Annotated in this window: 13 protein-coding genes and 1 tRNA gene; 6 read left to right on the top strand and 8 right to left on the bottom strand. The window is 54.3% G+C overall.

Translation table 11 applies throughout. From position 1 onward, the window contains the following. Positions 1-3 precede the first annotated feature (3 nt). From RHP47_RS12235 to RHP47_RS12215, 5 genes are all read right to left on the bottom strand, one after another. Positions 4-597 (bottom strand): 2OG-Fe(II) oxygenase, encoded by a 594-nt coding sequence (locus tag RHP47_RS12235; protein WP_149821276.1) that lies wholly within the window; start codon positions 595-597, stop codon positions 4-6. Positions 598-630: 33 nt separating this feature from the next. Beyond that, a complete protein-coding gene (gene lptC, locus RHP47_RS12230; RefSeq protein ID WP_310840605.1) occupies positions 631-1,860 on the bottom strand; it encodes an LPS export ABC transporter periplasmic protein LptC in 1,230 nt (409 codons plus the stop codon). Beyond that, entirely contained in the window at positions 1,847-2,542 is a 696-nt protein-coding gene (locus RHP47_RS12225; protein ID WP_149821272.1) for an NYN domain-containing protein, read from the bottom strand. The genes lptC and RHP47_RS12225 overlap by 14 nt, the downstream gene beginning before the upstream one ends. Positions 2,543-2,607: 65 nt before the next feature. Beyond that, positions 2,608-4,197 carry a methionine--tRNA ligase gene (gene metG / locus RHP47_RS12220; RefSeq protein ID WP_286625910.1) on the bottom strand — a complete coding sequence of 530 codons (1,590 nt, stop codon included), beginning with the start codon at positions 4,195-4,197 and terminating at the stop codon, positions 2,608-2,610. Positions 4,198-4,210: 13 nt separating this feature from the next. Next, positions 4,211-6,277, bottom strand: coding sequence for a hypothetical protein (locus tag RHP47_RS12215; RefSeq protein WP_310840604.1), 2,067 nt, complete (start codon positions 6,275-6,277; stop codon positions 4,211-4,213). A 66-nt stretch (positions 6,278-6,343) separates the two neighbouring features. On the opposite strand from RHP47_RS12215, the gene pxcA reads away from it, so the two are divergent. Continuing rightward, positions 6,344-7,729 (top strand): proton extrusion protein PcxA, encoded by a 1,386-nt coding sequence (gene pxcA, locus RHP47_RS12210; protein WP_286625909.1) that lies wholly within the window; start codon positions 6,344-6,346, stop codon positions 7,727-7,729. Here the strand turns inward: pxcA and RHP47_RS12205 are convergent, their stop codons facing one another. Then, positions 7,730-8,146 (bottom strand): heavy metal-responsive transcriptional regulator, encoded by a 417-nt coding sequence (locus RHP47_RS12205; RefSeq protein ID WP_286625907.1) that lies wholly within the window; start codon positions 8,144-8,146, stop codon positions 7,730-7,732. 123 nt (positions 8,147-8,269) lie between these two features. On the opposite strand from RHP47_RS12205, the gene RHP47_RS12200 reads away from it, so the two are divergent. Beyond that, a tRNA-Leu gene (locus RHP47_RS12200) sits at positions 8,270-8,350 on the top strand. A 5-nt stretch (positions 8,351-8,355) separates the two neighbouring features. On the opposite strand, the gene cax is transcribed toward RHP47_RS12200, so the two are convergent. Next, on the bottom strand, positions 8,356-9,426 hold the full coding sequence (cax, locus tag RHP47_RS12195; protein ID WP_310840602.1) for a calcium/proton exchanger: 1,071 nt from the start codon (positions 9,424-9,426) through the stop codon (positions 8,356-8,358). Positions 9,427-9,438: 12 nt separating this feature from the next. Here cax and folB point away from each other — a divergent pair, with 12 nt between their 5' ends. The 4 genes from folB (at position 9,439) to RHP47_RS12175 (ending at position 13,503) form a co-directional block, all read left to right on the top strand. Then, the gene (folB, locus tag RHP47_RS12190; protein WP_255451668.1) at positions 9,439-9,822 is read left to right on the top strand and encodes a dihydroneopterin aldolase; all 384 of its coding nucleotides are present in this window, start codon (positions 9,439-9,441) and stop codon (positions 9,820-9,822) included. Beyond that, a complete protein-coding gene (locus RHP47_RS12185; protein WP_310840601.1) occupies positions 9,806-11,842 on the top strand; it encodes a thioredoxin domain-containing protein in 2,037 nt (678 codons plus the stop codon). The genes folB and RHP47_RS12185 overlap by 17 nt, the downstream gene beginning before the upstream one ends. Next, a complete protein-coding gene (gene gcvT / locus RHP47_RS12180) occupies positions 11,826-12,911 on the top strand; it encodes a glycine cleavage system aminomethyltransferase GcvT (RefSeq protein WP_310840600.1) in 1,086 nt (361 codons plus the stop codon). Before RHP47_RS12185 ends, gcvT begins: the two co-directional genes overlap by 17 nt. A 94-nt stretch (positions 12,912-13,005) precedes the next feature. Further along, positions 13,006-13,503: a hypothetical protein gene (locus tag RHP47_RS12175; RefSeq protein ID WP_286668759.1), complete on the top strand. Its 498-nt coding sequence runs from the start codon at positions 13,006-13,008 to the stop codon at positions 13,501-13,503. On the opposite strand, the gene RHP47_RS12170 is transcribed toward RHP47_RS12175, so the two are convergent. Next, positions 13,500-13,967 carry an EVE domain-containing protein gene (locus tag RHP47_RS12170; protein ID WP_310840597.1) on the bottom strand — a complete coding sequence of 156 codons (468 nt, stop codon included), beginning with the start codon at positions 13,965-13,967 and terminating at the stop codon, positions 13,500-13,502. The two genes, RHP47_RS12175 and RHP47_RS12170, sit on opposite strands and share 4 nt — an antisense overlap.

The raw sequence follows: 13,967 nt of genomic DNA, 5'->3' as shown, positions 1-13,967 counted from the left end.
CCATCAATAGAATAGCCAAGTGGCAAAGGCATATTTAGTCCCCTGCACCACGGGCAAAGCCGTATGGGGATGGGTGTAGTAGGCGGGAAAGACAACGACATCACCGGTGCGGGGTGTGACCCTCACCCCTTGGCGATCGAAATAGGTTTCTCCCCCCTGAAAGTCCTCGTTGAGATAGCCCACTAAACTCACATCCCGTGTTGGGATACCTTGCGCCAGTTCCATTTGCCGACTGGCCAGCAGCAGGTTGTCCACATGGCGGCGATAGCCCTCGCCCACGCGATAGCGCAGGATCGAGAAGTTCTCAATTTCAGGAAAGCGAATGCCATAGTGCTGGTAGAGGACGATTTGAATCGTTTGTGTGGCTTGAAGCAGAATCTGCCGCATCGTGTCCTGTTGGGGATCTTGGGGATCAAAGCGGAGCAAACTGCCACCGCGCACTGAGCGATCGACCGTCCCCATGAGAATTTGCGCATCCTCAAACCCCACCTTCTCAGCCGTAGCAATCACCTGCTGACACTGGTGAGCCGGAATCAAACGCTGGAAGAGGAGAATCTCACCCCCCAAGTCAAGAATTTGCAATGGTGCAGCACTCATAGGGCAAAGATTGTTGCTATCTCTACCATCGGTTTAGGGGAGGCGTAGTTGCAGCGGTACTTCGCTTTGGACATTGCCACTGACAATCACCTCTTGGCGATCGAGCCACCCCTTTGCCCGCTGTCCCTGAATTTGAATGCGGGGATTGCGCTGGCGGTAAAAGACGCCCCCTTGGGCTTCTACTTCCTGTTGGGGAATCCGCCAAATCAGTTGAGCCGTGCGCAGGTGGGCATTGGGGCGCTGAATTTCCACTTGACCGCTGGCTTCCACCCGCTCTTGGGGAATCCACCAATTGAGGCGTTGGGCACGCAGTTGTGCCTGTTGAGGTTGGCTATTGATCTGGGCATTGTCAAAGATGGCGCGGTTTTCAGCCATCAGGAAGACACCACGATTGGCCTGCCCTTGAATGCCTTGAGTGGAGTACTGCACCCGCATCGGGCGATCGCTCACCAATTGCTGCTGCGGAATCAACCAGCGTACCGTTTCTCCTTCAACCCGTAGGGCAGGGTTGGGAAGCTGCACTTGAACACCCCCCTCAAGGATAACTACCTGATCGCTAATCGACCAGATGGCTCTTTGGGCTTGCAGCCGCTGCCCTTGGCGATCGCCCGCCACACCGCGGACGGTGACCCCCCCTTGACCAATCACCCCTGCCAACAGTCGATTGGGTTGCTGCTGCCACACTAGACTCTCCGTACTGAGTTGCAAATCCTTGGCCTCCTTGGCTGACGAGGTCACCTGAACGGCATTGAGGGCACGCAGTTCTTGGCGTTGGCTATCGGCTTCGAGGCGCTTAGCAGTAACAGTGACTTGGGGATAGCGGGCTTGCAAGTTTTTCTGGGCAATGAGAACGCCGCGATCGCCCTGCCAGACCAATTGATCGGCCACAATCGTCCCCTTTTGCTGGAGATCAGTGACTGTGGTGCGGCCTTCAATCCAGAGTTGCCCATCCCGCTGCCGCACATTGACTGCCTTAGCTTGCACCTTGTAAGCAGTTTTGCCCTCTGCCTTTAATTCTCCCGTGAGGTTTTGAATCTCCAATTGCTGGCGATCGTCATCGCGATAGCGTGCTCCCGCCGCCTGCAATAACCAGAGGAGTTCACCTTTGGCATTGGTTTGCCGTAGGGTTAGATTTTGCAGCTTGACCTCCCCCGTGATTTCTGGTTCTGGTGAGGGTTCCTCGCCCACCCATTGATCCACCCAGCCGCAGCCTGTCAAGGCCAGTACAAGGCAAAGGGGGAGGAGGGGTCTAGGCAGAGGCATTGTTGTCTAGGTTCTCTAGGGTCTCGGGTGACTTATTGGGCGCAGCTTCATCTTTCCCTTCGGCGGTATCTTGCTCCCAATGGGGAGTCACAATGGGGGGCGGCGTCAGGCTACCCGTGACGGGGCGATAGGTATAGGTTGGGCGGGGTGCTTTTTGGATTTCTTCGCGGATGCTTTCGAGATCAATGTAGCGATCGGCAACGTTAATCAGGCTATCGCTCGTCATCGATCGCAGGCTCACCACCTCGACCCGTGCCCCCCGATAACTCACAGCATCCACCGCATAGGCCAAATCCCCATCGCCGCTAACCAAGATGGCCGTATCATAGCAGCCCACCAGTGCCATCATATCGACGGCAATTTCCACATCAAGGTTGGCCTTTTTCGAGCCATCCGGCAGTTGAACCAGTTCCTTGGAGACGACACGGTAGCCATTGCGGCGCATCCACAGCAAAAACCCCTGCTGTTTTTCATTGGTGGGGTCAACCCCTGTATAGAAGAAGGAGCGAAAGAGACGGGAACCTTGGGTCAAGTAGCAGAGGAGTTTTGAATAGTCAATTTCAATGCCCAGTTGGAGTGCTGCATAGAAGAGGTTGGAGCCATCAATAAAAATGGCAACGCGCCCGCGATTTTGTAACACCTGTTCTGGCGTGTAAATAGCTGAAGACGAAGATGTAACCATGTAGAAATCATCTCAAAAAAAGTGTGTTATCGAAATATGAAGTCATACCTCTAGCGTATCGCGCGTCAAGGGGAATCGGCGACAGTTGCAGGCAGCGACAGTTTTTGGAAAATCGGCCCTGGATTGGCCAGAGGTTGCAAGGCCGGTAAAACACCCCACTGGGCTTGGCGATCGCCCAAAAGGTCTGGGGCAACTGATCCGTTAAATTTAATACTATAGCCCAACTGCCCATAGATAGCCTCACTCAGTTGGGGGATAATCGGGGCAAGGACATAGGCCACAAGGCGCACTGACTCCAATACACAGTAGAGAATCTCCGCCACCGCTTGAGTTTCCCCAGCCTTATAACGTTTCCACGGTGCCTCTTCATCAAGGAACTTATTCCCTGCCCGTGCTAGGGTCAGTGCCTGTTGACAGACCTCATGGAAGGCCAGTTGCCGATACCCTTGGCCATAGGTTTGGCAGAGGTGCTCCGCCAGTTGCCGCAGGGAATGCTCGCGCGGAATCGCTGACCCTTGGACATTGGGTACTTTCCCATCGGTATATTTCCAAGCCATTTTCAGCGTGCGATTGAGCAAATTGCCCAAATCATTGGCCAGATCCGCATTGAGGATATTGACAAAGCGGGTCTCACTAAAGTCACCATCGCGGCCAAACTCCACCTCCTTCATGAAGTAGTAGCGCACGGCATCGGCACCGTATTGCGCCACCAAGGCAAAGGGATCAAGGGTATTCCCCAGACTTTTGCCCATTTTTTGACCATCCTTAGTGAGAAAGCCATGGACAAAAATTTGCTCTGGCAGTGGCAAACCCGCCGACATTAACATTGCTGGCCAAGAGATGGCATGGAAGCGAAGAATATCCTTACCGATTATGTGTAGGTTAATCGGCCACCAGGTTTTGAGGGCATTGGCCAAGGTTGGCTCATCTTCTGGTTCCAAGAGGGCAGTGACATAGCCCAAGAGGGCATCAAACCAGACATAGAGGGTCTGATCTGGATCCGTGGGCACGGGAAACCCCCACGCCAAATTCACCCGCGAAATCGAAAAATCCTGAAGCCCCTGCTCAATAAAACTCAGCACCTCATTGCGACGGCTAGGGGGCTGGACAAAGTCAGGATGTTCAGCGTAGTAGTCCAAAAGCGCCGGCTGATACTTCGAGAGGCGGAAAAAATAGTTGCGCTCATCTCGCCATTCCACCGTGCGATTCACATGGATCGGGCAGCGCCGACCCTCAAGCAGTTCGCGTTCCTCCTTGAATTCTTCGCACTCGACACAGTACCAACCCTGCTGCTGACCGAGGTAAATGTCGCCGTTGTCCCATACCCGCTGAAAAAACTCGTTGACAATGGCGTGGTGGCGAGGACTGGTGGTGCGGCTAAAGCGATCGTAGTGGATATGCAGTTGTTGCCACAGGGCTTGAAAACCAGCGGCAATCTCATCGCAGTGGGCTTGGGGACTGAGACCCCGCTGTTGGGCGGTGCGCTCAATTTTTTGGCCATGCTCATCGGTACCGGTAATGAACCGCACCTGATAGCCCTGCAAACGATAGAAGCGAGCAAGCACATCGGCAGCAATGGTTGTGTAGGCACTGCCAATGTGGGGAAGGGCATTGACGTAGTACAGGGGGGTAGTGAGTGAAAAGTGCGGTGACAAGCAGTGTTTCTCCCTAGGAGGACGAGCAAATCGCGTTATTTATCATAGTGCCATCGGTAACAGCTTGGAGGCGATCGCCCACCGCCAGATCCACCCAAGGACTCAGGGGGCCTTCTTGCTCACTGCCATTGGCAGCCAAGTCACTGTGGCAAAGGAATAGGCGATCGCTCACCCGTGAACATAGATCCACCAGTAAATGCTCCAGACGTTCTGACTCCAATTGCCACACCCGTGCACTGGGACTCGCCGCCCCCTGCCGCAAAAAGATGGGCGCCTGCCAGAGGCATTGCAAGCCGCCATCCTGCCAACGCGGACTCCCCACATCCAGCCAAAAATGCCAGCGATGGGCCAGTTGGGCACTGCGATATTGAAACGTGGTTGCCAGTAAGACCCCTTGGGGCTGCCGCAGGGGTGGGGCAGGATCAGCGGTTACAATTCCCCGCCGCAGTAGGGCGATCCATTCCCGTAGTCGCTCAGCCGTTGGCGTAGCTCGGTGTTCTGGGAGGTGATCATAAATTTGCCAGTAGGCGGCTGTGCCCTCAAGGAGCGATCGCAGGGGTGCCAATTCACTGGCTGTCAGGTTTTGTGGCCAGAGATAGCGTTGAATCGCCGCCTCTAGGAGATACACAGGCATTTGGCTAGGATCTAGCGTGCTCAGCCAATGACGCAAGTTCTCATAGGCTGCGGTGGCACGATGGCCAAAGCGATCCCAATGGCTGTACTGGGTTGTGCTCAGCAGTTCGGCTTTCTCCAGACCCGGCTGAAAACAATAGCAAGAGAGCAGGCCTGCCCGCACAGGATCAATTGCTCGCGGCAGCAAAACCGTTAACATCTCTGCAACCGCCGTTGCCTCTGGGATCATTCCCGTTCGCGGATAAACAAACAGCAACAGCGTCAAAAGAGCACGCACAAAGGGGGATTGAATCAGGGGGCGCTGCTCATTCCAGATCACGAGGGGAATGCCGCGTTTTTTTAGCTCAGTGCTAAAGACATGGCGGGCAACGCTATCTAAACCGGGGGCAAGGATGGCGATCTCGTTTGGTTGCACCATCCCTTGATGAATGGCGGTGGCGATCGTCGCAACTACTTCCTGCAACAGTTGCATCCGCGAAGTGGTTTGAATGGCCGCGATGTTTTCAGGCAGCGTGGCTTGGGGCGTAGTGAGGCGTTCTTGAATCTCAGTTTGGAGAGGGGTGTTGCCAAAAATCGTTTCGGCAGGGCAGGGTTGCTCAATGACGGTGGCTTGGTTTTTCAGGCTGAGAAACGCATCGGGATCAGCTCCCAGACCGAGACGGACAGCGCCAATGGGTTGGTGAGTCAGGACAATCTTGATCCCCTGTTGGTTAAAGCGGGCGATCACATCTGCCATCACCGCTGGATAGTTGTGGATGTTATCAGCAAGAAGACACTGAAACCGTTGCCCCAAGGAGGCTTGGTATCGGGGATGGTCAAGGAGAACTCGGCCAAATAAATCCGTGGTGATGCCGTAGGTGAGAAGGCTGTGGGCAGTACACCAACTTTGCCACTGTTTCAGGGCAGTGACGATTGCCCCCACGGTTTCTGAAGGCATCTCAAGCTGATGATCCCAAATGAGTTGGGGTAGATCATCTAGGCTAAGGCGGGCAAAGGCAGCTAGTTGAAAAATATCGAGCAGGTGACGGGTGGCGCGATCGCGATTTTCACTAAGGACAGCAAACCTATGGTTGGCTAGCCAAGGCTGCCACAACCGCTCTGCCCACACCAACTCCGTTTCTGGTTTCAGACGCAAAGGGGGATGCGGATCAACGGCCTTCGCCTGCACCAGCAGCGGCCAAAAAAGTTCCACCTCATCCTGCATGAAGCCCACTGGCGTGGTGATATAAGGCCTATAGCCACTGCCCAACTGTGACTCTATTTCCCGTTGGATGGCTTGGCGGCCTTCTACGCTATCCGTCAAAAAGAGGAGCGATCGCTCACGGGGAATCACGGACTTGTCCTGCCCAACCCAATGAGCAAATTCCCTCACCAGTGCACAGGTCTTGCCACTGCGACTACCGCCACTGATCCACTGCAACACCGCCAACAAAGCCTGCAAAGTCAATTTGCTACGATCTTTATCTATCCTATCGATTTATTGCTTTTGCGGTAGCCGTTAAGAACAACAGCAATGTCCAGCAATCCCTTTATTCGCCTCAGAGACTGGATCAAGCGTGCAGAGCAGTGGTATCGCACAACTCCGAACCGCGCCCTACAGGAAGCCTATGAAGCCGCTCTGAAAATTCGCGCCATCGAACTGGAACACTTTGACGGTCAACCCATTAGCCCCCTCAATCTACCCGTGGGAGAAGTCTCTACCTATTTCGAGACAGAGCTAAAACAACTGCTAAAAACCATTCGTATGCGGATGACGGAGTTCCGCGCCAGCCGTCAAATTTTGCCCCTTGCTCCCCCCCAAAGCCCCCCCACTCCTGTCAACGATAGTGTCAATGGTGCAACGGCAACCTATACGGTGACGGCTACCGTCAGTAGCACGACGGAGGAACCCAGCGTTTATGAAAAGCTGCGGCTGATTGATGCCACCCTCAACCGCTATAAACGGCAGCGTGAAAAGGAACTCAATGCCCTTGCCCGTCCCAGCCTCAGTCGCCAAGATCCCCAACAACGCCAACAGTCAGATGCCCTCGACAAAATTGAGGATGATTCCCTTTATCTCTCGGAATATATCAGTGATGATCTCACCGATGATTCCAAGCTGGACAGCAGCAGCTTTATTCCCCGCTCGATTTTGCGCACCGCCGATCGCTTTCGCCGTGAACTCAATTCTGATGAAACCACCGAAGCTGAAGTCGTTCGTGATTTTCGCACCTCAAAGCTGCGCACCCGTCTAGCGGTTCGTTTTATGCTCTTGCTGGTGATTTTGCCCCTATTGACCCAGCAAATTTCCAAGGCCCTGATTGTGAGTCCCTTGGTCAACCACTTTAAGGCGGTAGGGCAGATTGAACGCATCATTAACTCACAATTGGAAGACAACATTCTCGATGAACTGGCTCGCTTTGAAAATAAAATTCGCTTTGAAAGTCTGGTGAGCAATGTTCCTGTTTCTGCAGAGGAAATTCAAGACCGCATCCGCGAAAAGGCGATCGAGCTATCCACGGAATACCAAAAGGAACTGATTGAACCCCTGAAAAACATCCTTTCCGATGCCTTGGGCTTTACGGTCTTTTTGGGACTGGTGTTTACGGGTCAACGGCAACTGGCCATTGTCAAGGCCTTTTTGGATGAAGTAGTCTATGGCCTTAGTGACAGTGCCAAAGCCTTTATCATTATCTTGTTTACAGATGTATTTGTCGGATACCACTCCCCCCACGGCTGGGAAGTGTTGGTGAACAATACCCTCGAGCACTTTGGCTTTCCGCGCAACGAGGATTTTATCAATATGTTTATCGCTACCTTTCCCGTGATGCTAGATACGGTGTTTAAGTATTGGATTTTCCGTTATCTCAACCAGATTTCCCCTTCGGCAGTGGCCACCTACAAGAATATGAACGAGTAGTTACGAGCACACCACTGGCTGGAGAATGGGACAGATCGTGCCCTCTGAGAGTTGCGCGGGCGATCGCCAGCCGGAGAGGAGGCCTTGCAATTCCTGTTTAAGAATCTGCAACTGCTGAATTTGTGCCTCAATGGCCGCCAATTTTTCCTCTAACTTTTCCTTGATGTGGTCACAGGGAATCTCACCGCGATCGTATACCTCAAGCAAGGCTTTGATGTCGCTCAGGGTGAGGCCAAGGGACTGGGCACGTTTGATAAAACTTAGGCGAGCAAAGACATCCTCAGCAAAGAGGCGATAGCCGCCACTGGTTCTGCCAACAGTTCGCAACAGCCCCAATTCCTCGTAATAGCGAATGGTCTTGACGGGCAGGCCACTACTGTGGGCAACGGTACCAATCAAGTAGGCGGCTGCATTCATGGCAGTTCTCCCAAGATCAGCGAGACAGCAATTTTAGAGAAGGGCACTTTAATTTTCTGCCATCGAGAGGCCAGATCACCACTTTCAGAAATTTAGCCATCTGCGCTATAATCATAAAGCTACGCGGATGTGGCGGAATTGGTATACGCGCACGTTTGAGGGGCGTGTGGCTTTGCCTTGCGAGTTCGAGTCTCGCCATCCGCATTTTTTTATGGGTGAATAAAGAAGGCGATCGCCAGCACGAGGTAGGTGATCATCAGCAAGACACCCTCTAGCCAGTTCGTGCGGCCATCGTTGCTAATGGAGTTGGTGATGGCAACCGCAGCCACAACGGCCAACAGTTCAAAGAGATTGAAGCTCAGGTTCATCTCCGGTTGACCCAAGAACCAGCCCACCAGCACAAGCACCGGCGCCACAAAAAGGATAATCTGCAAGCTAGACCCAATCGCCACCGCCACTGCCCCTTCCATACGATTATTGAGGGCAAACTTGATACAGGTGATGAACTCAACCACACTGCTGAAAATGGGAATGAGAAACACGCCTGTAAACAATTGGGTCAACCCGATTTCACTAATGCTGTCCTGCAAACTATCCACGAGGATGTCGGAAACAAAGACTAGCAAAATCGTACCCACCAGCAGAATGGCAAGGGGCACCTTGAGATTGACAGTGGGGGAGGGTTCCTGACCAGCGATCGTCTCATCCATCAGGTAGAGGTGACGATGGGTTTTCATGGAAAAGAGCAACATCAGACCGTAAAAAATCAGCAGCAAAATCGCCGACGCATAGGAGAAGTGATCAATCAAGTGAAGCGGCACACTGGGTGCCGCCGCCTGAATCGCGGTCGGGGTCATCAGCACAATCACCGATAGGGTGAGGGCAGAGGCATTAATGCGTGCCACAGGTGCTGAGAACTGTTGCTCTGGAAATCGGATGCCCCCAACAACAATGGCCAGACCCAATCCCAAAAGCAAATTGGCAATAATGGCACCGCTGAGACTGGCTTTTACCACCTCTGCCAGACCCTGACGCAGGGCGACAATGGCGATAATCATCTCAGTGACATTGCCGAAGGTGGCATTCAAGAGTCCGCCAAGGGCAGGGCCAATGACTTCGGCGATCGCCTCTGTGGAATTGGCAATCCAAGCCGCAAGGGGCACAATGGCGAGACCACTGAGGATAAAGCTCACCATTGGCGGCATTTTGACGATAAAGTTAAGGAGGGCAAGGGGCACAAAAATCAATAGGCCCAGCAGCATTTTTTCCTGTGTTGTCATGGATCGATCCCCTTGAGCGAATCATCAACTGACTGTCTCCACCTCTCGGGAATTCGCTACTACGGCTATACGGGCGCCCTGCCAGAGGAACAAATTCTCGGCCAGTGGTTTGAGATTGATATTAAGCTCTGGTTGGATATGACACAAGCTGCCGCTAGCGATCGCCTTGAGGACACCCTTGACTATCGCCCCCTCTTGCAAGCCATCGAGCAGTTAATGCAGCAGCAACGCTTTCACTTAATTGAGACCCTAGCAGCAGCAATTATGAAACTGTGCCTAGCGCCCCCCCAAGTGCAGCGGGCTGCTGTGCGTGTAACCAAACTTGCCCCCCCCGTGCCCAATTTTACGGGTCAAATTAGTGTTGAAATGGTGCGCTGCCATGCCGAATCGCCTTAGCCAGTGCCAAAGTCTCTATCTGCGCAAGCATGCCGAAAACCCCATTGACTGGTGGCCGTGGTGTGATGAAGCCCTTGCCAAAGCAGCGGCAGAGGATCGGGTGATTTTTCTCTCGATTGGTTACTCCAGTTGCCACTGGTGCACTGTCATGGAGGGGGAAGCCTTTTCGGATCTGGAGATTGCCGCCTATCTCAATGCCCATTTCCTGCCGATTAAGGTGGATCGCGAGGAGCGACCCGATCTGGACAGTATTTACATGCAGGCACTGCAACTGATGACGGGTCAAGGAGGCTGGCCGCTCAATGTATTCCTGACGCCGCAGGATCGCCGTCCCTTTTATGGTGGTACCTACTTTCCTGTGCAGCCGCGCTATGGCCGTCCGGGCTTTTTACAGGTGTTGCAGGCGGTGCGCCGCTTCTATGACCAAGAAAAGGACAAGTTAGCCGCCCAACAAGCCACCCTCTGGCAATATCTCGCTCCCCCCGCTGAGATGGGAGAAGCCGTCCCCCTGAGTGAAGAACTCCTAAGGGCAGGGATTCGCCAAGTGACGCCGATTTTGCGCGATCGCCCCCAAGGCACCTGCTTCCCCATGATGCCCTATGCCCAAATGCTGCTTCAGGGATTGGCTTTGAGTCCCAATCCCCCGCAACTGCTGCACCTGTGTCGGCAACGGGGACGCAATCTCTTGCAGGGGGGCATCTATGACCATGTGGGCGGTGGTTGGCATCGCTACACCGTCGATCCCCAATGGACGGTGCCCCACTTTGAAAAAATGCTCTACGACAATGGCCAAATTGTGACCTATCTAGCGCGGCTGTGGCAGCAGGGCGATCGCTCCCCCCAGATTCCCGTTGCAATTGCCCAAACGATTCAATGGCTCGATCGCGAAATGACGGCCCCTGAGGGGTACTTCTATGCAGCACAGGATGCCGATAGCTTTGTCAGTGCCAATGATCCTGAACCTGAGGAGGGTGCCTTTTATTGCTGGCAATATGCAGAGCTAGAGCAGACCCTAACCCCAACGGAATTGGCACAACTGCAAGCCCACTTTGACATCTCTCCCAGTGGCAACTTCGAGGGCAAGATTGTGCTCAAGCAAGTGCGCCCGCCGGCGAATCCTGAGGTGCTAGCACCGATTCTGCGTAAACTCTTTGCTCGCCGCTATGGTGCCGATACGCCCATGGATCAACCCTTTCCCGTGGCCACCGATAATGCAACCGCAAAAGGGCGGCTTTGGCCGGCACGGATTCCGCCGGTCACTGATACAAAAATGATTTTGGCTTGGAATAGCCTGATGATCACTGGCTTAGCAACGGCAGCCCAAGTCTGGAGAGAGCGCACCTACTGGCAGCGAGCGGCTAAAGCGGCACAATGGCTCCACGAGCATCAATATCAAGAAGGCAAACTCTACCGCCTCAACTATGGCGGCACCGTGGCCGAGGTGGCGCAGGCCGAGGATTACGCCTACTGGATCCAAGCCCTGATTGCTCTGCATCAAGCCAGTTTAGCGGTGGGGGAGGCGGCGCAGCCGTGGCTGGAATTGGCCACGCAGTATCAAACCCTCTTTGATCAGGAATTGGCGGCAACAGAGGGGGGCTACTACAATGCACCGGAGCGCGCCGATTTGATTGTGCGCCAGCAGGAAGGTCTCGATAATGCTACACCTTCTGCAAATGGGGTGGCGATCGCCAACTTGGTGCAACTCTTTTTGCTCACAGAGAATCCCGCCTACCTCGAACAGGCAGAGAAGGGATTGCGTTTCCTTAGCCCGTTGATGAAGGAGTCTCCCCAAAGTTGTCCGAGCCTTTTGGCGGCGTTGCAGTGGTATCTGCGTCCTGTCTGTGTCCAAGCGCGGCCTGATCAGGTCACAACCCTCTGGGATCGCTACTTGCCAACGGCTGTCCTCAAAGTTCGCGATGACCTCGAGCCAGTTGCCCTTGTCTGTGAAGGCTTGCGCTGCCGTGAACCGGCACTGACCCCCACCCAACTACAACAACAATTGGATGATCTCTATGGCTGAAGCGTTGCGTCGTACCCCCCTCTATCCGTTGCATCAAGGCGCACGGTTTACCCCCTTTGGCGAGTGGGAGATGCCCCTTCAGTACAGCAGCATTTTGCAGGAACACCAAGCGGTGCGGCAGCGGGTGGGGATGTTTGATATTTCCCACATGGGCAAGTTTCTGCTGCGCGGCCCTGAGGCGATCGCGGCACTCCAAGAACGGGTACCCACCAATCTCAATCGTCTCCAGCCCGGCCAAGCGAAATACACCGTTCTCCTCAATGAGGCTGGGGGCATTGTCGATGATGTCATTCTCTACATTGGGGATGGCCAAGTCCGCTGTATTGTGAATGCAGCCACCACTGCCAAGGACTGGGCATGGTTTCAGACGTATTTACCCGCCAGTATTGAGTTCATTGATGAGTCAGCGACACAGGTGCTGATTGCTCTTCAAGGCCCTGCCGCGACAGCGACCTTAGCTCCCCTGTGCGATCGCCCCCTAGATGACCTCAAGGCCTATCGCCATGCTCAAGTCAACCTACTGGAACAGCCCGCTTGGATGGCTCGCACCGGCTACACGGGCGAAGATGGTTGGGAAATTCTTGTCACACCAGAACTGGGGCAACAGTTGTGGCAGACCCTGCTAGCGGCGGGTGTGACTCCCTGTGGCTTGGGGGCGCGGGATACCCTGCGCTTAGAGGCGGCCATGCTCCTCTACGGCCAAGACATGGATGAGCAAACCACTCCCCTAGAGGCGGGTCTCGATTGGCTGATTGATTGGCAAAAGCCCGATTTTGTAGGTCGTGCGGCCCTCTTAGCCCAAAAACAACAGGGGATTGAGCGGCAATTGGTGGGTTTAGAACTCGTGGGCAAAGGCATTGCTCGCCACGGCTATCCCATCTATGCGGGGGCACAGGCTGTGGGGGAGGTTACCAGTGGCACCCTATCTCCCACCTTGGGGAAGGCGATCGCCCTTGGCTATGTCTTTCCAGAGTTTGCCCACATCGGTCGTGAACTGGCGGTACAGGTGCGCGATCGCCAAGTCCCAGCCGTGGTGGTTCCTCGCCCCTTCTATCGCCGCCCTCGGTAGCCGCTGCAATTCCGCTAAAATTTGATTCATCAGTCGTAAAACGCAACAAATGCTGGAAACTTGCCCTCGCTGTGGTGCTCGTTTAGGAAAGCCCTTGTCCTCTGGCCGCCAAGTGTGTAGTGTCTGCGGTTGGAGTACGGTGGTCATCGAGCGATCGCCCCCACCGCCGCCCACGGGATTACCCCTGCTTTTGAGTCAGATCGGGCGGTTGATCAAGCGATTTTTCCAGTATTTGGGGGTGCAGCTGCAACTACTGTGGCGATCGCTGACCGCTCGTTCGCAGCAGCAACAACCGCGCCGCAACCTATGGGAAAGCCTCGTCACCAAGCTCAAACACCTCGAGGAAAAAATTCCCACCGGTGATCCCAGTAAGGAGTGGCTGACTCCCGAAGAGGCCTTTCAACTCTTGGGCGGCAACCCAGACAACCCCAACTCCAAGGTGAGTACCCTCGATGGCAAGCGGCGGATTGGCTTATCGGCCTTTCGGCGACTGGTGAATACCGCAGAATATGCGGATTTTGGCTTTCAATACTCTAGCGATCGCCACCTGAAAAATTTACCCTATTTGCGCCGTCTGCCTCGCCAACCCTAAGGCGATCGCAAACCGAGAATAATCTGCCACTCCTGTTCGGTGACCGGTTGTACCGAGAGACGGCAGCCCTTTTGCAACAGCAGCATCCCCTCTAGGCCGGGCGTTTGCCGCAGTTCTGGAAGTGTAATTGGTGGCGAAAAATCGCGGCGATACTGAATATCCACCATGAACCAGCGGGGATTGTCAGGCGTGCTTTTGGGGTCAAAGTAGCGACTGTCCGGATCCCAAGCAAAGTGGTCGGGATAGGCGGCCTTGACGACTTCGGCAATGCCCATGATGGCTGGTGGGTTGGCATTACTGTGGTAAAAGAGCACGCGATCGCCCACCTGCATTTGATCGCGAATAAAATTGCGGGCTTGGTAGTTGCGTACTCCTTCCCAACAGGTGGTTTGTTGTGGGGCTGCCTGCAAATCCTGCCAAGAAAAAACGCTTGGCTCCGACTTCAGTAACCAAATCCCTGCCAT

Origin of the sequence: Thermosynechococcus sp. QKsg1 (assembly GCF_031586415.1) — a bacterium.
In the GTDB taxonomy this organism is placed as follows: domain Bacteria; phylum Cyanobacteriota; class Cyanobacteriia; order Thermosynechococcales; family Thermosynechococcaceae; genus Thermosynechococcus.
Note: the sequence above shows the minus strand (reverse complement) of the source record. Positions and strands in the feature narration are given on the sequence as shown.

Coding starts and splice junctions, on each gene's coding strand:
- RHP47_RS12185 (WP_310840601.1), top strand. CDS start 9,806: ATGCCGAATCGCCTTAGCCAGTGCCAAAGTCTCTATCTGCGCAAGCAT.
- RHP47_RS12235 (WP_149821276.1), bottom strand. CDS start 597: ATGAGTGCTGCACCATTGCAAATTCTTGACTTGGGGGGTGAGATTCTC.
- RHP47_RS12170 (WP_310840597.1), bottom strand. CDS start 13,967: ATGGCAGGGATTTGGTTACTGAAGTCGGAGCCAAGCGTTTTTTCTTGG.
- RHP47_RS12205 (WP_286625907.1), bottom strand. CDS start 8,146: ATGAATGCAGCCGCCTACTTGATTGGTACCGTTGCCCACAGTAGTGGC.
- cax (WP_310840602.1), bottom strand. CDS start 9,426: ATGACAACACAGGAAAAAATGCTGCTGGGCCTATTGATTTTTGTGCCC.
- RHP47_RS12225 (WP_149821272.1), bottom strand. CDS start 2,542: ATGGTTACATCTTCGTCTTCAGCTATTTACACGCCAGAACAGGTGTTA.
- pxcA (WP_286625909.1), top strand. CDS start 6,344: ATGTCCAGCAATCCCTTTATTCGCCTCAGAGACTGGATCAAGCGTGCA.
- lptC (WP_310840605.1), bottom strand. CDS start 1,860: ATGCCTCTGCCTAGACCCCTCCTCCCCCTTTGCCTTGTACTGGCCTTG.
- gcvT (WP_310840600.1), top strand. CDS start 11,826: ATGATCTCTATGGCTGAAGCGTTGCGTCGTACCCCCCTCTATCCGTTG.